At 56.2% G+C, this 22,524-nt stretch carries 17 protein-coding genes; 9 read left to right on the forward strand and 8 right to left on the reverse strand.

Going from position 1 to position 22,524, the window contains the following annotated elements; genetic code table 11:
• Window positions 1-33: 33 nt before the first annotated feature.
• Window positions 34-1,101 (reverse strand): hypothetical protein, encoded by a 1,068-nt coding sequence (locus CFBP5499_RS01585; protein ID WP_130932470.1) that lies wholly within the window; start codon window positions 1,099-1,101, stop codon window positions 34-36.
• 318 nt (window positions 1,102-1,419) lie between these two features.
• On the opposite strand from CFBP5499_RS01585, the gene CFBP5499_RS01590 reads away from it, so the two are divergent.
• The 3 genes from CFBP5499_RS01590 (at window position 1,420) to CFBP5499_RS01600 (ending at window position 5,033) form a co-directional block, all read left to right on the forward strand.
• Complete coding sequence (locus CFBP5499_RS01590; protein ID WP_080826205.1) at window positions 1,420-2,217, forward strand: NYN domain-containing protein; 798 nt, start codon at window positions 1,420-1,422, stop codon at window positions 2,215-2,217.
• A 457-nt stretch (window positions 2,218-2,674) separates the two neighbouring features.
• Entirely contained in the window at window positions 2,675-3,211 is a 537-nt protein-coding gene (locus CFBP5499_RS01595; protein WP_175416577.1) for a GNAT family N-acetyltransferase, read from the forward strand.
• A gap of 226 nt (window positions 3,212-3,437) precedes the next feature.
• Window positions 3,438-5,033, forward strand: a complete 1,596-nt coding sequence (locus tag CFBP5499_RS01600) for a hypothetical protein (RefSeq protein ID WP_080826201.1) — start codon at window positions 3,438-3,440, stop codon at window positions 5,031-5,033.
• Between the two features lie 141 nt (window positions 5,034-5,174).
• Here the strand turns inward: CFBP5499_RS01600 and CFBP5499_RS01605 are convergent, their stop codons facing one another.
• Together CFBP5499_RS01605 and CFBP5499_RS29850 are read right to left on the reverse strand one after the other, a co-directional pair.
• Window positions 5,175-6,602: a hypothetical protein gene (locus tag CFBP5499_RS01605; RefSeq protein ID WP_080826198.1), complete on the reverse strand. Its 1,428-nt coding sequence runs from the start codon at window positions 6,600-6,602 to the stop codon at window positions 5,175-5,177.
• Between the two features lie 104 nt (window positions 6,603-6,706).
• Window positions 6,707-8,662 (reverse strand): hypothetical protein, encoded by a 1,956-nt coding sequence (locus tag CFBP5499_RS29850; RefSeq protein WP_080826196.1) that lies wholly within the window; start codon window positions 8,660-8,662, stop codon window positions 6,707-6,709.
• Window positions 8,663-8,904: 242 nt separating this feature from the next.
• On the opposite strand from CFBP5499_RS29850, the gene CFBP5499_RS30830 reads away from it, so the two are divergent.
• Window positions 8,905-9,300 carry a hypothetical protein gene (locus CFBP5499_RS30830; RefSeq protein WP_336470679.1) on the forward strand — a complete coding sequence of 132 codons (396 nt, stop codon included), beginning with the start codon at window positions 8,905-8,907 and terminating at the stop codon, window positions 9,298-9,300.
• A 117-nt stretch (window positions 9,301-9,417) separates the two neighbouring features.
• On the opposite strand, the gene CFBP5499_RS01620 is transcribed toward CFBP5499_RS30830, so the two are convergent.
• The gene (locus CFBP5499_RS01620) at window positions 9,418-10,002 is read right to left on the reverse strand and encodes a hypothetical protein (RefSeq protein WP_130932469.1); all 585 of its coding nucleotides are present in this window, start codon (window positions 10,000-10,002) and stop codon (window positions 9,418-9,420) included.
• 273 nt (window positions 10,003-10,275) lie between these two features.
• Here CFBP5499_RS01620 and CFBP5499_RS01625 point away from each other — a divergent pair.
• Window positions 10,276-11,489 (forward strand): IS3 family transposase gene (locus CFBP5499_RS01625; protein ID WP_137066218.1). Its coding sequence is split into 2 segments (ribosomal slippage): window positions 10,276-10,612 and window positions 10,612-11,489, totalling 1,215 coding nucleotides; the frame shifts between segments, so codons are not numbered across the junction.
• 419 nt (window positions 11,490-11,908) lie between these two features.
• Here the strand turns inward: CFBP5499_RS01625 and CFBP5499_RS01635 are convergent.
• Window positions 11,909-12,748 carry a hypothetical protein gene (locus tag CFBP5499_RS01635; RefSeq protein ID WP_080826192.1) on the reverse strand — a complete coding sequence of 280 codons (840 nt, stop codon included), beginning with the start codon at window positions 12,746-12,748 and terminating at the stop codon, window positions 11,909-11,911.
• 406 nt (window positions 12,749-13,154) lie between these two features.
• Between CFBP5499_RS01635 and CFBP5499_RS01640 the strand changes: the two genes are divergently transcribed.
• A complete protein-coding gene (locus CFBP5499_RS01640; RefSeq protein ID WP_233284165.1) occupies window positions 13,155-14,750 on the forward strand; it encodes a reverse transcriptase domain-containing protein in 1,596 nt (531 codons plus the stop codon).
• Between the two features lie 489 nt (window positions 14,751-15,239).
• Here the strand turns inward: CFBP5499_RS01640 and CFBP5499_RS01645 are convergent, their stop codons facing one another.
• The 3 genes from CFBP5499_RS01645 to CFBP5499_RS29855 all read right to left on the reverse strand — a co-directional run bounded on the left by CFBP5499_RS01645 (window position 15,240) and on the right by CFBP5499_RS29855 (window position 17,446).
• A complete protein-coding gene (locus tag CFBP5499_RS01645) occupies window positions 15,240-15,956 on the reverse strand; it encodes a hypothetical protein (protein WP_130932468.1) in 717 nt (238 codons plus the stop codon).
• The gene (locus CFBP5499_RS01650; RefSeq protein ID WP_130932467.1) at window positions 15,953-16,648 is read right to left on the reverse strand and encodes a hypothetical protein; all 696 of its coding nucleotides are present in this window, start codon (window positions 16,646-16,648) and stop codon (window positions 15,953-15,955) included. The genes CFBP5499_RS01645 and CFBP5499_RS01650 overlap by 4 nt, the downstream gene beginning before the upstream one ends.
• Window positions 16,649-17,290: 642 nt before the next feature.
• Window positions 17,291-17,446, reverse strand: a complete 156-nt coding sequence (locus CFBP5499_RS29855) for a hypothetical protein (protein WP_158523273.1) — start codon at window positions 17,444-17,446, stop codon at window positions 17,291-17,293.
• A gap of 330 nt (window positions 17,447-17,776) precedes the next feature.
• Between CFBP5499_RS29855 and CFBP5499_RS01655 the strand changes: the two genes are divergently transcribed.
• From CFBP5499_RS01655 to CFBP5499_RS29860, 3 genes are all read left to right on the forward strand, one after another.
• Window positions 17,777-18,394 carry a hypothetical protein gene (locus tag CFBP5499_RS01655; RefSeq protein ID WP_080826181.1) on the forward strand — a complete coding sequence of 206 codons (618 nt, stop codon included), beginning with the start codon at window positions 17,777-17,779 and terminating at the stop codon, window positions 18,392-18,394.
• 42 nt (window positions 18,395-18,436) lie between these two features.
• On the forward strand, window positions 18,437-20,356 hold the full coding sequence (locus tag CFBP5499_RS01660) for an AAA family ATPase (protein WP_080826174.1): 1,920 nt from the start codon (window positions 18,437-18,439) through the stop codon (window positions 20,354-20,356).
• Window positions 20,357-21,624: 1,268 nt separating this feature from the next.
• Window positions 21,625-21,783 carry a hypothetical protein gene (locus tag CFBP5499_RS29860; RefSeq protein ID WP_158523272.1) on the forward strand — a complete coding sequence of 53 codons (159 nt, stop codon included), beginning with the start codon at window positions 21,625-21,627 and terminating at the stop codon, window positions 21,781-21,783.
• The last annotated feature ends 741 nt before the right edge of the window (window positions 21,784-22,524 follow it).

Here is a 22,524-nt window from a genome sequence, read left to right on the forward strand (position 1 = left end):
GATTCAGCGACCGGTTCTTACTGGCTCGACGGTCTACTGCTTGTCACGAATGGATTTCACATAAATGTAAGCGACCTCAATCCACTGGGCACCGGGGATTTTGCTAATAATCGGGACTAGGCTTACTGCACCAATGAGGAGGGTTGCGGCGGCTGCCTTAATCGCAAGCTTACGCGTTTCGGAGGCGGTTTCCTTTGCAAAGGAAACAATCTGCTTCACCATGGCGGACCAAATGTTTTCAAGTGTTCGCCCTAGCGAAAGGACGTCACGCTTGTCGGGTTGAGCCTGTTCCTCGACCCATCCGACCACGGTCTCCAGGGCATTGGGAACTGCTGCGTCAATCACATTGTTCTCCCGGAGGTCCTTTATAAGTAGTGACGCGTTTTCCGTCAGCTCTTTTATCGATCCCGGCTCCAAGTGGAGTTCGTAGGCATTTTCGCAGTAAACACGCCAATCCTTGAACTGCGAAAGCGCGGCGAACACGCTCTCAATGTGACCAACCAGCATCCCTGCGAGTGACGGTGAAAGCTCTTCCACCTCCATTTGCAGATAGCGACTGCAAATCTGAGCGCCAGCGCCGATCTGGACGATGTTCGTATACGATGACATCGTCGCCTGAAGTCTTGCGAAAGCTTCTCTAACCCTCGGGGACACATTCGTCGCCTTCAGGTCTTCATTGACGTAAGCACCGTTCTGTATGGCCGCCTCGAGAGAGGCCATCGCTATGTCCTTCTCACTCTCATAAGGCTTGATCGGTTGGTCTATGACTTTCAGTAGTTCGCCTTCAAAACCGAACTGGAAGGCCGCCAGCTTCTGACCGGGGGTGGCGTCAATGATGTCGTCGAGGCTTAGTTGGTTGAGACCGATTTTCAGTCCAGCGATGAGGTTGTTGAGACGCAGCGGATCGCCCTGCATTGGGACTTGGGCAATCAGTCTCTCGAGCTCGCTGATGTCGGACGCACTAAGCTTATCGAGTTTTGCGCGATATCGTCGAACTGCCACCGTCAATGCTGCCAGTCCGCGACCGTTTCCATCCCTTTGGGCACGGGTTAATCGCGCCTCCATTTCTTCCAGAATGTTACCAAGTCGATCCGGCTTCATGATCCAACCCGCTCTTATTCATCAACGAAGCTACACGGGTTGTGGCCTGAGGGCGCTTCCTCTGGGAGGTGTGGGATAGTTATCCACAGGCGAGTCGGTTCAAAACATATTATGCAGGGGTTTATCGGATGCCTGTTAATCCGCGCGAAAACAACGCCACCAGCTTGGCAGACGTTAGCGTAGCCACAAAGGGTGGCGCTGCATCAAAGGCGCGCAACGACCGAACGCGACCGCATCACTGGCCTAATATGCCTTACGACGCGAATTTGTTACCATTCTCCTGTTTGGGTGGCTACGCGACAAAGGAGAACAAACGTTATGACGACTGAGACATTGGCTCTGCTGATCGATGGCGACAATGCGTCGCCGAAGAGTGTCTCAGGTCTTCTCGCCGAAATCGCGAACTATGGAACGGCCAGTGTTAGGCGAATCTACGGGGATTGGACGAAGCCGAACCTCAATGGCTGGAAGGAGTGCCTCCTTGAGCATTCGATCCAACCCGTGCAGCAATTCGCCTACACGACGGGCAAAAACGCGACCGACGGCGCGATGATCATCGATGCGATGGACCTGCTTTATACGGGGCGCTTTTCGGGATTCTGTATAGTGTCCAGTGATAGCGATTTTGCAAGACTGGCATCGCGCATCAGAGAACAAGGTATCACGGTCTACGGGTTCGGCGAGCGCAAGACGCCAAGGCCATTCATCACGGCCTGCGACAAGTTCATCTACGTCGATGTGCTCAGTTCGGAGAATGAAGCTAATGTACCAGCCGTCGCCCAAGCCAAAACGGTGGCAAAGCCTAAGGCTTCCATGTCGACGATGAAATCCGAGCCAGAAAAAGCACCTGCATCGCAGGGAGTGGCCGCAAGCGGCAAGCTGGACAAAGCCGCCCTGGAGATGCTCCGTAAGGCCGTCGAGGCATCAGCGGAAGAAGATGGCCGTGCGAACCTCGCCCGAGTCGGCGCGCATCTAGCGAAACAGTCTCCAGACTTCGACGCGAGGAACTATGGATATGCGAGGTTGAGCGATCTGGCCGAGGCTTCTAGCATACTGGATGTAGAGCGAATCGGCGAGCACAGCAAGGTCGTCATGGTCAGACTGAGCGGGTCTTGAGCGCGTCGTTGCCGTGCATGACTTCCGGGGTGTCGCAACGGATGTTCGACCGTTTATTCTAAGCTTGTCGTGCATACATTCGCGGCGCTCCGCGACGGTCTCCCTTCGTGGCAGCGCTCGAGAATGCGTTTGGCTTTGTGAAGATCAAATGGTGCCGGGAGCGCACGCAGTCGTTGCGCGTCTATCAAATTCTCCAACTGCAGAATAGCCCGTTCCAACGGGTTGACGGCTGTTGGCATGGGTCGCGGAAAATATCGAGCATGACCCGAGTTGATTGACATCATGTCACCTCATCGGTTGTTGTTATAGTCGGATACATAATGGCAAAGACGGCATATACGCGGCGTGGAATTTGGCAATCTGCCTTGTGGTAAATGAAAGTTTGCGTTCGTCCCGATTTGAAACCCGCGTCTTGTGCAGCTGTATCCTCGCGAGGATTTAAAATGTCGTGAGAGAAATGGAGGATACCGTGTCGATCATTCTGAAAACGGAACGACTGCATCTACGCAGAATAGCGGAAGCCGATTTGATTTCGCTTGGCAGGATTTACGCCGACCCGGAATGTATGCAGTTTTATCCAGGCACCAAATCACACTCCGCAACACGCACATGGTTTCAAAAGCTCGCGTTCGATAGCTACGATCGGCATGGCTTCGGCCTTTGGGCCGTCGTTGATGCGTCCTCAGGAGAAGTCATTGGCGATTGCGGTATTACACTACAGGAAACCCCCGCGGGTCCCGAGCCTGAAATAGGCTACCATTTATGGCGTGATTTCTGGGGAAACGGGTTCGCAACCGAGGCAGCAGTTGCGTGCCGCGACTATGCATTTCACAGCCTCGGGTTACCGAGAGTGGTCAGCATCGTCAGCCCCGAAAACATACCATCGCAAAAAGTCGCGCAACGAGTGCACGACAGAAAAGAAGTTTATCGGAAACAGCTCGGGGAAAGCGGCGTCTTTGTCGACCGTTACCTCTACATCAGTGAGAAACGGTGAACGGTACAGCAGAAGAAAGCTTATCGAATTGCAAAGCCCACATCCGCCGTTTGGGCATTCGCCTGTTCAACAATTTGAGCCGCGAACTCCGATTTTCCACTCGTGTAAAATTTCCAATCTCCGCCAGCATCTCTGGCATGGAAATCCTAGCAAAGGCTAGTAGTTAGTCTTAGTCAGGGGTATCTATCGTAGGTTGTTGTCAGCGCGGCAGATTCGGAGGCACCGAATGCATCTTCAACATGGACAACGCGACGAGCCAGTGGACGGCGATGAGCTCGATCGACTCGGAGCGATCGGCGAAGGGTATTTCAACGACCTCTGCTTGAAGGCCAAGCTGAAGTGTAGCACGGTGTTCCCCGACAAGACTGGAAAAGACTTCGTCGTCGAGACATCGTTACAGCCTGCGACGCCCGAGCGATCCTTAGACAAACGGCCTGCGCCCACGCAGATCATCGCTCAGGTCAAGACAATCCTTGCCAAGAACAGCACCGTACGCATCTCGATGTCGGTCGCCGAACGCCTCACGAAAGACACCAGGCCGGCGATTATATGCGTTTTCAGGATTGGGGCTGACGACACCATCAAATCGATGGCGATCATACACCTCTTGGATGACCAGCTCGCGTCGATCCTCAAGCGCATGCGGCGCGCGTCGACAAGGGGACGCGTTCAGCCCCATAAGAATTCGATCTCGATCAAGGTGCCGAATGCCTCATGGGTCGAGGCCTCGAAGACCGAACTCGCCCGGACATTGATGGCGCTGCCTGGCCCAGGCATGGCCGACTATGCAAAGGAAAAGATGCGGCAATTGGACGAACTCGGCTTCGACCAGTCGAGGTTCACACTACACTTCAGCGTGACGACGAGGTCGGAAAATGATCTCGCGGACCAGTTTCTAGGCCTATCCCCCCTATCCGCCGACAACGTCAATCTCTTCGAGAACCGATTTTCGATTCCGCTTCCCGTCGAGGATGCTTCTGGTCCCGGCACCCTGCATTTCGAACCGCACCACAGCCTCCATGGTACACTCGAACTCAAGTCGACAGTCACCGAAACAGCGGTGAAGACAACAGCTAGCATTGCGATGATCGGCCCGCCAATCTTGAGCGAAGACAACATCAGGCTCTCGGCGCAAACCCCGCTCGGTCGTATCATCCTTGGCGGCGGCGGATGGACCTACAGGTACCCTGATAACTTTTCTCTGGCCGATCACCACACGGCCAAGACATGGGAGGACTACCTTCTATTCAACGGCATCCTCGCCCGCGGGAGGTTCCGTGTCACCTTGTTTGCAGACGATCGCGAACCGCTCGCCATGGAAGTCGACGAACCGCCGCGAGCCTTCGACAAGTTCGACCAGTACGCAAACCTTGCAGACCTGGTTCGCAAAATCTTGTCGCATGCCGATCTGGAGGACGTAAGATTTCCGATGGCTCGAGCGCGCGACGAGAGTAGACAATTGAGCTACCTCGCGCGCGTCTTGGAAACGACTGATGGCATGTTCAGTGTCGTGGACGACAGCGAACCGCCCATCGAACTCAAAAGCGAAAAAACGGCCTATGTCTCGGCCCTTGATCTCATGGGCACGTGGGTCGGTGTCTTCTTCCCGATGACGGTGAACACGGAGGACGTTGACGGCGTGAGGTCGTTGGTCGGTAAGCAGTCGAGCAAAGCGATAATTGAGAAGCTCAACGACACGAAGCTGGAGGCGTCCTTCGAAGGCTTCCGGGAGAAATACTCATCGATCAGTGGCGTGACGTCCATTTTCGTCCAAGCGCCAGGCGAATTCTGGTCGTCAAAGGTTGCGATCGTCGTCGACTAACCCACGGCAGTCCAGTTTTGAAGGAAGTGATGGCCCGCTAAACGCATGCGCAGGGTCGTGACCGTAGTTAAAGCACGGATGCCGACTAGCGGCATCTATGTTGCGAAAGAGCCCGCCTGACGCCATTTCCACTCCATCTCACTAAGGTTCTAGCGCCGGGCCGTCCTTGCCTACCCTGATGGCCCTTTCCAGGATGTCAGCCTGCTCATCGTCCATCAGTGTCGTACGCGCTGCGATCAATTCGTCGATGTCCCCTCCATCAAAGTAAGCGAGTTCATGACGAAAACTAACTTTTCGCGTGATCGGCTCGACCAGCTTCATCGCGCTTATCGACACGATCAGTTCGGTTGGTTCATTTTCGCCGCCTTCGTCATACGCGATCACTGCGCGGATGCTTGCCGAGTGACCGTGGAGGATTGATTTGCATCTGAATCGCTGACTCCGTTCAAACACTTCCGGTTCGCCGAACACATGATCCGGCGTCCCTCGGTCGTGGACACCATGCAGTCCGGCGATGGCGGGCAATATTGACAACATCGGCTTGGGCTCGTCGGGTTTGGAAAGACCCCAGCTATTGTCGTAGCGGTAATCATTCTCTGACCAGAACGTGCAGTTCTTGTGTCTTGTGAGTTCCACGCAAACACGCTCCTCCATCGCCGTTCCGACATTCGCGACATCGACGTTGATGAGGTATGGCGTGGCGAGCGTCTGCAAGGATGATAGAAATTGGTCGGGGGCCATATTCTGGAAGAAACGGCCGAAGTCAGCGAGCTTCCCCTCGTACCTGTCCAGTTCTCGCTCGGTCAGTTTCGTGCGGCCAAAGCCCGTGAGATTCAGGCCAAAAGGGTCACGAGCTTCAATCCCGTACATCCGGATCAGGTCATCCACTGACGCCAGAAAGGTCGTCGCCGATATCCGCCCATCCAGGTCTCTCAAATATTCGTGGATGTCAAAACCGTCGGCAAAGCCGACGGGTACTCGCTGGACTATTTCCGCACAGAAGTTCGAGAATTCAATTTTAGGCAAAGCTCCGACCTGGCGCTTCAAGGCCAGGTTCTCCTCGCGCAGCTGTTTGACTGCTTCGTCTTCGGGTTCGATGCGTTTCCACGCGGGTTCCGGACGGGCTGTAGACATCTTGGCGTCTCTAGCGGCCATGATCGTGCCGGTGTCGTTGCCAAACACGACGAGGTCCGGATTTTCGCACCAGACACGATAGTATTCGGCGGTGATCTTTTGGTCTGGCGACGTTAGGTCGAAGAGGTCGTTGTCCAGATCGCTGCTGCGGGTGTGCCGGAGGAATTCGATAGTTACCTCAACCCCGCAGTGTTCGAAGGTGACCGCGTAATCGTTTGTCTCGGATTCCAGAAGCAGGCGCTGATACTCCTTCGCCCGTGTTTGGATGTAGCCTTTCCCTCGGTCTTTCTGGTCATCCATTTCCCGCTGCACCTGTCGCGCAACGAGAACTCGGAGGTGCGTGATGCCCTCGAAGATTTTCCGCCAATCAAGGAGTTTAATCTGGCCGTAATGGAGGAGGACGTTGGTGTCTACGCCGACTGTAATCTGCTTCATGTTTACCGCTCTGAAAGAGGAACCATGCTCGCAGGAGGGGTCGGTGATTGTCAACGAAGTACAGCAAAAGAGTACTTACCGGAACAGCAACTTCGGCTCGACTGTCAACGCCGTCCGCGCTTCTGCTCAGCTTTCACCCATTCCTCCAGGAACTCGAAACACCGGTTCAACGTCTTCTTGTCCTTGCAGTAGTCGATGGGCTTTACGCCGCCGAGTTCCTTCCACGCCTGCGTGGGCCACAAGTCGGCGACGTCACGGCGGCTGATGCGGCTGTAGACTCGATCCCATAGCTTGCTGATCATTTCCGTGTGCACCTTTTCCGCCGCAGCTGCCTCTCGCTCAAGCTGCTCACGCCTATCCAACTCCCGCTGAACTACCATGAAACCACTGACGCTTTCCGCAGCCAGTTCCCGTGACGTCTTGCCGTTATGACCGGGCAGTGGTGTCCTGAGAAATGCCGCGACGTCCTTTACGGTGAAGGCGGTCTGCTCCTCGATCTTAGCGACCCGGTCGGATGCCTCCCTTGCCAACCGCTCTACGGCCGCGGCCGCTTCCCGCTCAATGCGTATGGCTCGCTCTGCCTCCGCGCGATCCCGGGCGAGGTCGCGTTCGATCCCCAGACGCTGGTACATGCCCGCCAAGGCCAGGCCAACCATGTCCTCGGGTAGATCGTTCTGGTAAGACCGCTGTATAGCGGCGACGGCGGCGGGGATTCTCCGCAGGCGTGATATCAGGTCGTTAAACTCGACACCCTCGTTCGATAGTAGCGTCTGATCTCGCATGCCGTACTGGGTCGCCCGGCCCTTGAGCCATTTATCGAAATCCTCCAGCCTTCCGTCGTAAGGCTGCATCAACTTCGCGATTGCCTCGACCGCTTCCCGCAGCTGGCCCCTCCGCTTGGCAGGCAGTCCTTCCCTCTCAATTGCCGTCCTCAAGTCTTCCTTGAAGCGGTAATGCATGTAGTAGGCATTGCCCCGGGATGTCTTATACACGACCCCGGCGGCTTGGAGGCGCGCGAGGTATGCGGCGATCTCCTCGTAGGGCGACTTGAAATCCGCCGCTACTTCGCTGGCGATCCAGCGTGCGTGTTCGGACTTCACTTTCCGCAGTCCCGGCTTTGTCCATCGTTCTGACCATGATCTAGCAATGTCAAAAGCGGTGAGCGGCTCGTTGTGGTCGTTTTGATAGAGTCTGTCGAATATGGCCGCCTGCCACTGGCGACGGTAGACGATGAAGGCGGACGGACGGTCGTCATCGGTATCAATGTGCGCCGACAGGCTGCGGCGGACCATCTCATCGACCAGTTTTTGCGCTTGCTTGTGGTTTCCGGGATCGCCTTCGCGATAGATATCGACTAGGCGTTGGGCCTCCGCTCGTTTGGCGGCATCATGCCTCCTACGATCTTCCGCGATCTCGGCCGCCTTGGCCTTGACCTCCGAACTGTGGATCAGTTCTCGGGGAGCGAGATCGAGAATGATGTCGTCAAGCTCATCCAACGGGACGGCACGGTATCCGGAAACCATGATTTCGAGGACTTCAACACCCATAGCATCGAGCTTCTCGATTTTCGATGGCGGGCAGACATGGGTGTTGGCGATCTCGATGAAAATCCGTCGGCCGTCAGGCAGGGTCGCGGTGACGTCCGGGATCAGTTCGCCCGCAACCATCTCGAGCCTGATGTCAGTGAGTTCGACGGACCGCTCCGGCGTGACCTCAATGTTGTTCCCGTCAAGTCCGACCACGGAGGTTGCGGGCAGGGTGACCCGGCAGTGTTTGGCGATGATCTCCTTGGCGCGGACATGGAGGGCGGTCTCGCCAGCCGTTGTGCAGTCGTAGACCATGTCCTCGGGGCGGTGCGCGAAATGATGGGCCATGCGTGCTGCATCACCCCCATTTTTGGCAATGAGAGGTCGCTTACACCCGAAACAGACGCAGCCGCACGCCTTGCCGTTGGCGACCTCGGAGATATGGCGGAGCGATCCATCGACAGCATCCCTGGCGACGAGGATCATGCCCTGGTCGTGGGGGAATAGATCGGCAATGGTGATTTTTGTCTTCATCAGCACCCTGAATCGTCGTCAGGGAGGGAGGCTAAACCGGGAAAATCGTTAATGGAAGCTGGTTGTTATTAACTCAGAGTGTCTCCGGCGGTTGAATTGCGTATACGTCATCTCGGACGAAGGTGATCTGCTGACGCGGTACGACAAGCGATACCTTTCCAGCAGCGAGATCAACGATCTGGTACACGCCTGGTACCGAGGCAATAGTCTTCGAAGTCGACGGCTACCGTTTTGGCTGCGCGATCTGCATCGAATCTCAGTTCCCCGAAGTGTCTATGGAATACGAGCGCCTCTGTGTGGATGCCGTAGTCTTCTCATCCTATGGGATTCCTCAGCATTTCCAGATAGCTCTTCGAGCCCATACGGGCCAGAACTGCATGTGGATCAGTGCCTCGACACCTGCACAAAAGGCCCCAGATGGACCTGCAGGGATTATTGGACCCGACGGCAAATGGTCAGCCCTCTGCCCGGCTTCAGCGATTTCAGGCTACTCAGTCTCAAAACTGGATCGTAACGCGCCAGAGTACGATATCCCACTCCACAAGGCGCGCCCATGGCGGAGCAACGCACGTAAGGGTGAAATTTATCGCGAGAAGACGGTGATTGATCCTAGAAACCAGAATAGAAAAGAATACTGAGTACCCGAGAGGCGGTCAGCTCTCATAGGAATCTTGTTGCACTATGCTCCATAATGCCGGCCATTTGTCCAGTTGACTACGTCGATCAGATTCCATGCTTCAAAGGTATCTGATAGATTACGAAAAATGCTTTTTTCTCTTCATAGAACGCCATTTTTCTACATCAGCCCCGAGTTTATTACTCCAGCTTTCCACACTAACCACCGTGTGGTCAGGAATTTTTCCCATCTTTCCTCGCATCGCAGCCTCGCCTTGCCGAGAAAACAACTTTGTTACGGACATTGGCCGCCCGTCCGGATGCCTGAAATCCAGTTTCAGACTTAAAAGAAACTGCACGGTCTGATCAATGTCCAAGGACGACGTACGGTACCATGCATCGTGCTCAACGGATTGCTTTGTGATCTGCCAGTGCTTTTCGTCTTCTTCTCTCAGGCTATAGTATTCATCTGGGAATCGAAACGTCGTGTCGTCGGCCGTTATCCCGAACGTATCGCGCGAGACCTTATCGATGAATTCAGTTACTTCAGTAGGTAGCTCGCCGTGCTTCGATGCGTACGTCCTGAACTTGTCTTCCGCAGCTTGGAAATCTTTCACCATTATCATTCGGATAGGGGTAGGGATGGCTGCCACGGTTTTCCGTGCCTGTTCCATTGCCTCTTTCTTTTTTCGCTTTCTGTCGCTGATCTTTGGCACTGCAGTCACGCTTTTCCCGTGTATGTATTCCAACGGACAATACTACTTTACCGACAAATGAAACCAATATATGCAGCAACCAACCGACCTTATCCACAGGTCAAAAGTTCATATTCAGGAAGACTGTATGATCTAGCGGCGAACTCTCTCTCGTTCAATGGCAGCAAACGTAGGACCTCAACCAGTTCACCTGTTCCTGCCTCACATCGTGAACTGCCCCCCATTTCGACCGGACAGTCGGCATAAGCAGAAAGGCTCAAGCACAGGCTTGAGGACAGGCTTATGTCTAACGAGTATCGACACGTTGAATTGCTGACGGGTGATGTTCGCCGCAGGCGGTGGACAACCGAGCAAAAGCTGACAATCATTGAGCAGAGTTTCGAACCCGGCGAGACGGTATCTTCGACCGCTCGCCGTCATGGCGTCGCGCCCAATTTGCTTTATCGGTGGCGCAGGCTCTTGAGCGAGGGAGGTGCTGCAGCCGTGGATTCTGACGAGCCGGTTGTCGGGAATTCGGAAGTGAAGAAACTGGAGGATCGCGTCCGGGAGTTGGAGCGCATGCTCGGTCGCAAGACGATGGAGGTCGAAATCCTCCGCGAAGCCCTTTCCAAAGCGGACTCAAAAAAACGGATATCGCGGCCGATCTTGTTGCCGAAGGACGGTTCGCGATGAAGGCCGTCGCAGACACGCTAGGCGTCTCCCGTTCCAACCTCATCGAGCGGCTGAAAGGCAAATCAAAGCCGCGCGGAGCCTACCACAAGGCCGAGGATGCGGAGCTTCTGCCCGCCATTCGCAGGCTGGTGGATCAAAGGCCGACCTACGGCTATCGGCGGATCGCCGCGCTCCTCAATCGCGAAAGGCGAGCCGCCGATAAGCCTGTCGTCAACGCCAAACGGGTTCACCGCATCATGGGCAACCACGCCATGTTGCTGGAGAAGCATACGGCCGTTCGCAAGGGCCGCATCCATGACGGCAAGGTCATGGTCATGCGCTCAAACCTGCGCTGGTGCTCCGACGGTCTGGAGTTCACTTGCTGGAATGGTGAGGTCATTCGTCTCGCCTTCATTATCGACGCCTTCGACCGCGAGATCATTGCCTGGACGGCAGTTGCCAATGCGGGCATCTCCGGCTCGGACGTGCGCGATATGATGCTGGAGGCGGTCGAGAAACGCTTCAACGGAACCAGAGCCCCACATCCAATCGAACATCTGTCGGACAATGGGTCGGCTTACACCGCGAGGGATACGAAGCTGTTCGCCCAGGCGCTCAACCTGACGCCCTGCTTCACGCCGGTGGCCAGTCCGCAGTCGAACGGAATGTCAGAAGCTTTCGTCAAAACCCTGAAGCGAGATTACGTCCGCATCTCGGCACTACCGGACGCCGAAACGGCGCTCCGTCTCATCGACGGATGGATCGAGGACTACAATGAAATCCATCCCCATTCCGCTCTCAAGATGGCTTCCCCTCGGCAGTTCATCAGGGCTAAATCAATCTAGCCGACATGTCCGGCGAAACGGGGGCACTCCACATCGTTTGTAGATTTCGGCTACGCTGCCTTTCCACGGGAGTGGTTTGGTGGCTGACCTACACTCCCAGCGGGCGCGTAATAGCGACGCCTGTCCACCGCCAGAGTGTCATCGACCATTTCCTCTTCGGCGCGCCTATAAGTGGCTTTGCCAAGCTCACGCCAACACTGTCGCGGCGGTCGGCATTGCCAGGCTTCGAGGCATGTCGTGCGAGGAAAGATGCCTGAAAGTGGAGGTTTTGACCACAGGTCTCCTAGATCGTCGCACATGTGATAAATCGGGCGACGCCGTTACCGAAACCCAACCTGACCGAGATCATGAGCAGCGATATCGCTACGGCATCGCCCGTTGCTTGAGAGAAGGGCGATGCCGTTTCATGTGGCAATGAACTAGCCTTCGGCCAATTTGTCCGAAATCTCCTGGATAACTTTCCTGATTTCCGAGTGGGTTCCGGTGTCGTGAACACCGCTGTAGGTCACGGACGTGCCGTTCCAAATGCTTCCTTTCGTGACAAGCATCACTTGGCCGTTGAAAAGGCGCACCACGTTGCGCGCAGTGTCCGGAATATCTTCTTCATCGACACTTCCGCGTTCAACGTAGTTGCCACCTCCAAGATCGAGTAGTTCCTCTTGCCGCCAGCTACGAGCACGCTCGGCTCTTTCGTCATCACGGGCAACAGCAGGTGGCAAGTCACCAAGCTCCAGCATCAGGAAGGACTGGGCCGGATCGGATGCGAGCCGCTCCAGAACCAGGCGACGGGGTTTAGCGATGATTGCGGAACCGCTGAAGACCTGGAATTCGATGCAACCGCGTTCGATGCTCTTTCTCACAGACAAGAAATCGAAACCGCCACCAGTCGGTAGATGGGCGTGGTTTTTGTTTGAACCCATGAAAGGAGACATAACACTGACAATATCGTCGATGCCGTCCCAAGAAATTGTCGCATCGCCGACGGATGCAAACTGATTGATCGTATCCACCCACAGAGAGAGGGCGCGAGTGTGAAAGTCGCTAGAATTCATAGCTACTGATGTCCTTGCATTTGGAGGGGGCGCAGGCTCATTCGCACGCGAAAGGCTCCGCTTGGCGTGGAGAAAAGTCTGGTAGCCAGCGATGCGGGCTGCCTCATCAAGGGCAGCCGTGTGCTTCAACGACTTCTCGGACGCTATCCGCTTTGCAAGTCTCTTAATTCCGTTGATGGACGAAAGACGAACCTTTGGGGTCGGCATGCCGATTCTCCAGCTCCAACGAGTGTCGCCCGCTCCACTCCCGAGCCCGAACCAGACATGGACGGGTAGGGTTCATTTTAACAGTGCCGCTAGCAGCTTTGCGTTGACGGGCGTCAGGCTCCTGTCATGAGCCACTACGAAAATAGTGTCCTCAGTTTCGTTCTACAAGTGCCTGACCACGATGTACACGACGGAGGAGTTCAATTTTCCATCGAAAACCCTGTTGAAACAATCTGGAAGGCCGTTCAGGCGCTATCCGTCTGTCTAACCAATTGGTATGGATTTCGTTACGAGGTCTCCCCTCGCATACGCGCTGTAGTAACTGCGGCGTAAGAGCGAATGTATCTACAATATCGTGCGCGCCACGTATGCCGGAATGCACATGGCGTGATTGGAGGGAGACCTCGTGCCACACCCCTTACGCGTTTTTGGCGGCGTCAGCTTCCGTGTCCACATCCCGATGGAGATGACGGACCTCACCACCTTTCTCGGCCACCTTTGCCTCTCCGAGGGAGAGCTGCGCAAGATTTGGTGGTTCCGTGGGCGGATGTACAAAGACTTCCCGGTTCCTTCGAAATCCGGGAAGCCCAGAATTATCAGCGCCCCTGATCGGCGGCTGAAAATGCTGCAGAGGACGATCGCGCCACTTCTCGATCAAATCTATGCGCCCAGACATCCAGTCCATGGATTTGTCACCGATCGATCGGTCAGGACTAATGCGACCTCACACCTGAAAAGCAAGTTCGTCGTAAATTTGGATGTCGAACGCTTCTTTCCGTCCATTTCCGAAAATCGTGTTGCGGGTCTTCTCAAAGCCGTCGGGGTCGACGAGTCCGTCGCTCTCGTGGTTGCCCGTCTGTGCACCAACCAAGGGGTCCTTCCGCAAGGCGCGCCGACCAGCCCGGTTTTGTCGAACATGGTGTGCTTCAAACTCGACAAGGAACTTCAGACGATTGCCAAGGCGGCACACTGCATTTACACGCGCTATGCCGACGACATCACTTTCTCGAGCTATCAGCCGCCTGGAGGCCTGTTCGCTGAAGGCGTTCCACTTACAGGTAATTTTGCCCCGGACCTGCTCTCGCCGAGGCTGATCGAGGCGTTCACGAACAACGGGTTCAAGCTCAACCCGAGCAAGTCGCACTACGGCGACAAGCACAGCCGCCGTATCGTGACCGGGCTCAAAATCAATTCCGGTTTGAACGTCGACAGGCGTTTTGTCCGGAACATCAGAAGCACTCTGTATTCGATCGAGACCTTGGGCGCAGATGCCGCGCAGAAGAAATTCGAAGTCGAATACGGAGGGAAGTGCCGCCTTAGCCAATACCTGAAAGGTAAGATTTCATGGCTTGGAAGCGTAAAGGGGCAATCTGACCCAATCTTTCGTGCGATCGCTGCCCGCTTTAATTCCTCGTTCCCGACGCAGCCCATCAAGGTTTCGCCGACACGCGCGCAAATCAAGAGCCGGGCCGTATGGGTCATCGAACACTTCGAGGGCAAATTTGCTCAGGGAAGTGCTTTCTTCTTGAAAGACGTGGGTTTGGTTACCGCCGCTCACTGTATTGAGGAAGCGCTTGGGCAAGAGATAGATGTCTATCATCCCTCGAAGCCATCGAACGTTTTCAAGGCACGGGTCAGACAGCATCATACCGTCCGCGACCTCGCGATCTTGGACCATGCAATTCCTGCTCATGAATTCTTTGAGCTCGAAATGGCGACTAGAGCGCCGTCACTCGGAGACGCGCTGACGGCGGCCGGATATCCCGGTTATGGACCCGGAGACAGTTTGAATGTTCGGTCAGGCCACATCAGCAGCTTCGCGGTAAAGAGCGCGGTTCCGCTAATCGAGGTCACGCAAAAGCTAACCCAAGGGATGTCAGGAGGGCCAGTTCTTGATGAAGACGACAGGGTAGCTGGTGTCATTCACAAGGGCGGACCCGAAGAAGGCAGGGACTTCGCAGTCCATATAGATGCTTTGACAGCCTGGCTCGATGGGCGCTAACTTGGGGGATAGGGGGCGCAGGCGACCCGCACCAGCGTTGAACTTCCCGCATCCGCCTCCGGTCTGAAGGATTTTCGAGACTCTTTTCCTGGACGAATTCGAGGCATCTTCCGAGCATCGAAAGGGTATTGCTCGATGAACGTAGCGGATACTTCTGAGCGTACCCGAGGTAGTTCGACGAGGCGAACAAGTCTGACGCACCGCCGTGCAGCATCGTATTCCGGATTCGGAGGAGAGCGTCCAAGCGCTTTTCCTCAATGTTCTCCTTTAGCGCTTCCTTGATCCCTGCCTTCATACCGACGGCAAAGCCGGAACCGTCCTGCCCGAAGACCGCGTCGAGTGCCATGAAAAGGAGAAAGCAGCGGCCGGACCTTTGGGCAAGGGCTTCTCCCGATCCTCCGCCTCCGGTGCAGACACGCCGGCGTCGTTGCAGTGGCTACCGAGGGCTAGCGCAAGCCGGCGCGGTTCAATTCGTTGCGAGCGATTCTGTTAGAACTCGAAGCGTCTTTCCGGCGGCAATCGCCAGTCATCACGAAGACGTTCCTCGTAAGATGCATCCAGTCGCCCAAGCAACTGTAAAGCCAGCTTCGGTGCATACTTGAACTCGCGCCTATCCAAAGAGTCTGCCACGCTCCAGTAATTCAGATCGACATCCGTCACAAAGGCGTCAGGCATCGAAGCCGCAGAGATCATCCTCAATCTGTTTCGGAAAGTCCGGCGAATCCGCCTTGCCGCGAACCGGGAACCCGCCCCCGCAACTATAAGGACATTCATGTTCGGCTTCAATTCGAGAGCACGCTCCACAACCGCGGCGATCGGATTGAGATCGTTGATGACGGATTGAACGACAATCAGAAGGTTTGGCTCTACCGGAGTTTTTTCGAGATATTCCTGATCGAAATAAATCGGGCGAATTCCCCTGTGATTCGGCTTTGACTGATATGGCCAGAGGCAGCCAACGCCATAGCCATATGGCCGCTCCAGATGGCGTATGAATGGAGCGGCGAACTCCTGAAAATCGCCACCGGTTCCGACAACATAAGGGATCAGCGCATGGGTAAGGATCACCTCATTCACGGCCTTGGCGAGGTCATGTGCGAAAGGCTCGAGGAAATTCACGAAATCGCCCACTGAGACCTGGCCCAAATGAAGCATACGCTCCGCCTTGGCAGTGTCCATGGACTTCAAGTCTTCACGGAGGCTCATTGAATCCCCCCAACTAAATGCACGAAGTCCGCTAGGGAGCGCGGCATCCCCATCAGTTGCAATCTTTTTTGAAGCCATGGCCAGTCTGCCCTCTTCGGGTCACTTCCAAAGCGACCACCGAACTCATTGCTCCAGTAGATCAGCGTTTCTCCATCGGCGGAAATCTTTAGGCCCTGAATCTTCGCCACGCTGGCGGCAAATGCCGCGAGGTCTGGATTTGTAGGCTGTAGGCTGCGGATCGCGCCGAGCGAGAGATCATGCGCACATTCCATGACATCGGAAACGGAAGCCTCATGGATTTCGGTGACCTCATCATACTGATCTCGCCACGCAGTTTCGAGGTGAGACCACGCTCTCCGAAACTGGCGCTCACTTTGTCCGCTTTGCAGCAAGAACGGTAGGTGCTTGCGGACATGGGGTATCTCGGTGGCCCTACCTGTCGCCCAATGGTGTGGAAGAACCTGAATGTGGATGTTGGGCATGTCCGGCGGGAGTGCCGCTCGCAACTCAGCCTGCTTTCGTTGGGATCGTACCCACAGTTCGAAAACGAAACCTCGTGAGCCCCGCAACTTGTCGCGCTGGCTCCTGAAGTCTCGAAGGAGATTTTTATCCCACCTGGTACTTTCCCCTGATTTCGCGTGTACGTACCTTGTGCGCCCTTGAATAGGATAGGTCACCTTGATGTCGTCCACGAATTCACCTGAAAATTGGCGAATGCGCATAGATGGGTACCGGGCGTCGCCTCGTGATGCTAAACCAGCCCCACGCACTATGAAGAGCAATATAAGCAGGTCCTCGAGGCCATCGCCCATCCTCTTGATGCGCGCAGCTCGAGCTTTAGCCTCTAGGTACTCCAGATCGGACAGTATCCGCTTTTTCCGCATTCGGTCCTCAGCCAAGTTGTTCGGTGAGCACCCTATCCAGATAACCTTAACAGCCTGCCGATGCTCTACAACATCGACAACAAGCTCAGCAGCATCAGATTTGAATTGAGGACCTCAGCAGGAAGACAGCTCCCCACGTGGAGAGTCGGACTCCGTATTCTGGGCCAACCGTCGTCAGCCTCCTCAAACGATCGGCGTGAACCGCGACACCAGTACCGAACACGCTTCGCCAGCTACCATCAGCCCTGATTTCATCCATGGAAATCAATGCGATGAGTGATCGTTCAGAGGCATGTGGTGGCACTGGGAGCAGGACCTCGAATTCCTACATGATAGATATTACATCGGCAGGTTCGGGTTCGGCTGGCCAACGACGGTGATTTAGGAGATTGCGTGTTCTTGCCCAGCAAATCCTCTGATCGAACCTCTGTTTCCCTCGGCTGGGGTATTTCAGATTTCGAGCAGCCCCTCAAGTTCGTCGTCGTACATGGGCAAGACCTCGAACTCATACCTGAGCTCTTCGAATGACATCGGATAGCACCCGTAGTAGCTGACGTCGGCAAGATTGATGACGTAGCCGGACATGATCTGGTTTGCATTGAACATGGCAGGTGTCTCCCGTTCCGCGAGCCGATGCAGAAAACGCCATTGCGGCGTAGGCCGACACGGTCATATTCGCGCTGATTCGGCAACCTGGGTCATTGATTATCCTCTGAGCGGAATGGTCGTCGCCAAATAGTCCGGAATTTCATCGTGTCACCGGACCCTCCCGGAAAGGTTGCCTGCAGAAAATTGCACAGGGCCCGGTTGACTCTCAGAATTTGTTCGCTATTTGTTCACATATGCAAAACAACCCGACCCACATCAGACGAATAGGTTGACCCTCGCTGCCGCGATGAACGCGGCGACGACCAACCGTTTTTGTCAGAGGATGTCATGGGAATTGCCAAGCAGGCCGCCACGCTGCGCGCGGCCAGAAATTCAGCGTCGATCAGGACCTATCATCCGGACGGCACCGTGAAATGTGACGGCGAGCGCCTGTTCCGCTCTCAGGCGGCACGCGATGTCGGGTGCATTCTCGATGTTAACCCGTCCGTGGCCGCCTGGCTATGCATGCCATCTCCGTTGGGTGCTGTCGGCATTGCGCATGTTCCGGATTTTCAGGTCTTCGACGAGGACGGTGCGACCATGTACCTTGATGCACCCGATCGCGCCGTTTCCGTAGACATCGCCGTCATTGCGTCGGAAGCGGCCCGAATTGGTTACCGCTATCGACTCCTCGATCGTGCCGAAATCTACGACGGCTTCAGGTTGCGGAACGCCAAAGACCTGCTGCGCTATGCCGCTCATGTCACGCCCCTCGGCGATCGGCTTCGACTGCTGGCGGCACTCGACGAACACGGTTCCCTGCCGCTAGCGGAATGCCTCAAGGCTTTCCAGGAAACCCGGTCCGTTCCAGGAATCGCGTCCCTCATTCTCCATGGCTACGTCGAGGTCGATCTCGACGACGCGCCGCTCGGCCCCGAGACGGCTGTGAGGCGGATACCGCGGTGAGACAACATCGCAATCGTCCCGTCGTCTATGGAGAACCTCTCAATGTCCTACAGATCAATCAGTCGGCCGAATTCGCCGCCGCATCTTGCTATCGCAGTTGCAAGATGCGGGGCCCGTCGTGCCCTTCGGCCTTTCCTACGCCGTAAAAACCTGGCTTTTATCGCTGTTCTCATCGCCCCCGAGAACACGGCTGACTATTATCGCCGGGCGGTGTCGAGCCTCATCGAGGACCCCGCGAATGCGGATGAATATGGCAACGATCCTGCCGTAGCATTCACTGTCGGCGAGTCCACCATTGACGCGCGCTCGTTTTATAGCCGGATCAGGTACGCGCGCCAGGTGGTAATCATCACCGAGAAGCGAGAATACCCGCCTGCGGATTTCCTCGCGGGAGCCGATCTGGTCGCCGACATTGCCAACCCGACGACCGAACATTTCATCGCTGCGGCCCGGGAGGCGAAGGTCCCCGGCATGACCGAGGCGCATGCTGAATTCCTGTCGACGAAAACGTTTGATGCGATCCTGGTGTCGGTCAGGTCCACGCGACCGATTATGAGTTCGGTACGCCAGATGAAGCGAATGGAGGCTAAACCCGTCGAACCGACGCCGACGCCGAAGGTATCGCCCTCGGTTGGGCTCGAAGACATGCATGGTTATGGGAAGGCCAAGGATTGGGGCATTCAACTGGCCGAGGACCTCAACGCATGGCGGGCGGGGGAGATCAAGTGGGAAGACGTTGATCGCGGGGCGTTGCTCTACGGCCCGCCGGGATGCGGCAAAACCTCTTATGCCAAAGCCTTGGCGACGACATGCAGTGTAGAGTTGGTAGTCGCTTCCGCAGCGAGGTGGCAGTCGAAAGGCCATCTCGGCGATTTGCTGGGCGCGATGAGGGCGGCCTTCACCGAAGCCACCAAGAAGGCACCCAGTGTACTTTTTATCGATGAGTTCGACTCCTTCGGTGACCGCGATAGCCCCACCTCCGACGACCATCATCGCGACTACCGCCGTCAGGTCATCAATGGCCTACTGGAATGCCTGGACCCATCCGAGGGGCGTGAAGGTGTGGTTGTCATTGGGGCGACGAACAATCCCGACGGCATCGACCCCGCCCTCCTCAGATCGGGGCGGCTTGAAACCATGATCGAAATTCCACTCCCGGACGCGGCTGCGAGAGTGGAAATCCTGCGCCACCACCTGAAAGGCTATAAGATCGACGGCGACCTGGGAAAGGTCGTTGCAGCGACCCGGTCGTGGTCTGGTGCCGACATCGAAAAGCTCGCCCGTGATGTTCGGCGTCTCGCACGGCGACGCCAGAGCGCCATCACCGAGAGCCTGCTCCTGGAAGTCATGCCGAAGCGATACGTCATGACGGCGAACGAACTTCGCCACGCTGCCGTTCACGAGGCCGGACACGCCATCGTCGGATTACTGCTTGGTTGCGACGTGCTGGTCGGGGTCCGTATCGAGCGCGACGTTCCCGTTGGCGGTGCGCGGCAGAGTGCCGGTCGCGCCAGTTTCGAACCTGCCGATGGCATTATCAGGACGTCAGCGCATTACGACGACAGGATCGCGATGCTTCTTGGCGGCATCGCGGCGGAGACCGTAGTGTTTGGTTTCCATGCCGATGGCGCGGGTGGTGCCCCTGCTTCGGACCTTGCTCTTGCCACCGACGTAGCCACGCGGGCGGAACGGCACTATGGCCTTGGCGCGACGCTGTCGGTGGAACTTGGTCACGGCAGCCATCCGCTGGAGAGCATCCGCAAACGTGACCCCGAGCTTCGGCGTTTGGTCGAATACCGCCTTCGGAAGCAGTTCGACCGTGCCGTCGGCATGCTGGCCGAAAGGCGTGCCGAACTCGATGGCTTGGTGGATGTGCTTGTAGGGAAGGGACACGTCACCGGCGACGAGGTTCGCGCGATGTTGTCGAGAGCTCCGAGAGATACCACATCCGTCGCCCGTTGACGGCTAGCGGTTGGGCTCTGCCGCCCGCTCGGGACGAGGCGGCAGAGCCGAAAATGCCGACAATATCCGAACGGTATTGGACGGAATCCTTCTTGTGTAGCGAAAAAATCTGAGGCGGCGAAAAAATTTCGCTGCATTGAGCACGACCGCCATTTGGCGACATACCGGCATAAGTTGTAGGTGAACAGCGTCGTACCCGCCCTCGCCACAGGGCGCAACGCAAGGAATTTCCGATCTAAAATTGGCATCGGGTCCTTGAGCGCGATGGGTCTCGAATATTGAGCGAATTCCTTGCGGCAGAAGAAATTGCAAGACAACGACGAAGTCAATGAAAGGATTCACGGTGCCTCCAGCGGTTAATTTGCAGCGCCTTAACGCTCTTCACGTAGGTCTTCCGGGTCTTCAGTTCTGTCTCTCGCCCAGCCCCTGCACCTGCATTCTGAATCACGCGGCGGAGCTGCGTAGGCCGGAGTTTTTGGGCCTCGTGACAGATGAACCCACCGATTTGGGGTCTCTAAATCCTATGCGTGTAGTGGACGGCTGCGTGGCCCTACCAAGTGATAAATCCTTGCAAAATTACAATCGAAATCGATCCTGCCTGAAAATTGAAGGATTCGTTCGCGAGTTCTTCAATTTTCCAAGGAAATCAAAAGCCTGCCTGCGACCTTGGAATTCCTTCGAGACAAGCCTCCTCCTTAGCGCGGATAGCAAATCGGCCGAAAAACGGCTTGACGCGTACAGGTTGCATATGGGGCTCTGGCCCGGCCTCTACAGCCCTGAGGGGTACTTGAACTTGCTGAGAAATGAATTCTATATGGCTCTCAACGGTGGCATTGATCACGCAATCCAGAGCGGCGCTCAGCTATCGGAGATGAAAATGGGCCGCCTTGCAGGGCGACCCATTTGGAAGTGGCTGGACCTCTTAGCACAGGTGCCAGCCGCATGGCCTCAAATTAGGAGTAAAAAGCCATGGGCTACATGTAGGCCGGATTATCCGGAAATTCAACAGGAAAACCGGTCGCTTAGCTCGTTGACGCGTGAACCGTTGACGGTGCTGGCTCGCCCGTACCTTCCTGAGAGATTGCTACGTGTTCTCGGAGAGACCGGGATCGGAGCGGAGCGAATAGGTTTGCGGGGACCCCCGCCGACCTTCGCTTCGACCTGATCTGCCTCCCGGCGGCGATCGAAGCTTCAACGACATAGACGGCGAGAGCCGAAATCCCATCCTCCCGTCGCGGCGTGCGAACGGGCAACAGGAGACCTGTGCCATGAAACCAGAATACCTCATCAACCGTCGGGATCAGTTTCTCGTCGCTTGCCACGCGGACACGTTCATTCCCCAGCCAATGACTTTCAACGAGCTGGAAGACGAGTTTCCTCCATTTCCGTGGCCGTATTGCGTGATCACCAACAGGGGCGACCGCTGAGCGAAGCGATGTCCCGAACCAGAGCAACGCTATTCGCCAGGTTCGGGACTCGCAGGATCACTTCCAGACGAAGCCAATGTGCAACGATCAAAGGGCATCGCATGAATTTCAAAAACCGCATCGCGCGGAAACTGTTCATGAAGCGGGAGTTTGCCACCTCGGCATCGCTCGCTATCTACCTCCCGAGCGACAAGCCGTTCTGCGCGATCGAGGCGGCCCCTCAGCGAACGGTGACGACCCTCGATACCACTGAGACCTTTCGCCATACCGTACCGCATCCCGGTCTCGCCACCCGCAAGCCCGCCCTCAAGCAGGCCAAGACCTCCCGCGGACACTCGATCTACCGCGGCATCATCCTCTGGCACGAGAGCCTCCTCGAACTGCGCGTATCGTACCTGCTCCAGACCTGGCACGGGGTGCGCGAAATCCATTCGCAGTACCCGCGCGTCAGCTACATCGACGCTGACGGAAAGACCCGCACGCACACCTTCGACTACTATGTCGTATTCGAGGATGGGCGACGGCTGGCGATCGCCGTCAAAATGAACCGCAAGCGCGCCTCAATGCTGGACATGCTGACTCGTATCGAAGCGGGTGGCATCGCGCATAGGCGTGGCCCCCGTCTGGCCGACGAGACCCGTCTCATGACCGAGAAGGACGCCAGCGTCGCCTCCTTCCACAACTGCTCCGAAATCCTCGCGTCGCGCGAGACTCACGATCTCGCCGCCATCGACGAACTCC

The sequence above is a fragment of the Agrobacterium tumefaciens genome (assembly GCF_005221325.1).
Lineage (GTDB): Bacteria > Pseudomonadota > Alphaproteobacteria > Rhizobiales > Rhizobiaceae > Agrobacterium.

Coding starts and splice junctions, on each gene's coding strand:
- CFBP5499_RS01595 (WP_175416577.1), top strand. CDS start 2,675: ATGGAGGATACCGTGTCGATCATTCTGAAAACGGAACGACTGCATCTA.
- CFBP5499_RS01605 (WP_080826198.1), bottom strand. CDS start 6,602: ATGAAGCAGATTACAGTCGGCGTAGACACCAACGTCCTCCTCCATTAC.
- CFBP5499_RS29860 (WP_158523272.1), top strand. CDS start 21,625: ATGAAACCAGAATACCTCATCAACCGTCGGGATCAGTTTCTCGTCGCT.
- CFBP5499_RS01600 (WP_080826201.1), top strand. CDS start 3,438: ATGCATCTTCAACATGGACAACGCGACGAGCCAGTGGACGGCGATGAG.
- CFBP5499_RS01645 (WP_130932468.1), bottom strand. CDS start 15,956: ATGAGCCTCCGTGAAGACTTGAAGTCCATGGACACTGCCAAGGCGGAG.
- CFBP5499_RS29850 (WP_080826196.1), bottom strand. CDS start 8,662: ATGAAGACAAAAATCACCATTGCCGATCTATTCCCCCACGACCAGGGC.
- CFBP5499_RS01660 (WP_080826174.1), top strand. CDS start 18,437: ATGTCCTACAGATCAATCAGTCGGCCGAATTCGCCGCCGCATCTTGCT.
- CFBP5499_RS01635 (WP_080826192.1), bottom strand. CDS start 12,748: ATGCCGACCCCAAAGGTTCGTCTTTCGTCCATCAACGGAATTAAGAGA.
- CFBP5499_RS01585 (WP_130932470.1), bottom strand. CDS start 1,101: ATGAAGCCGGATCGACTTGGTAACATTCTGGAAGAAATGGAGGCGCGA.
- CFBP5499_RS29855 (WP_158523273.1), bottom strand. CDS start 17,446: ATGTTCAATGCAAACCAGATCATGTCCGGCTACGTCATCAATCTTGCC.
- CFBP5499_RS01590 (WP_080826205.1), top strand. CDS start 1,420: ATGACGACTGAGACATTGGCTCTGCTGATCGATGGCGACAATGCGTCG.
- CFBP5499_RS01655 (WP_080826181.1), top strand. CDS start 17,777: ATGGGAATTGCCAAGCAGGCCGCCACGCTGCGCGCGGCCAGAAATTCA.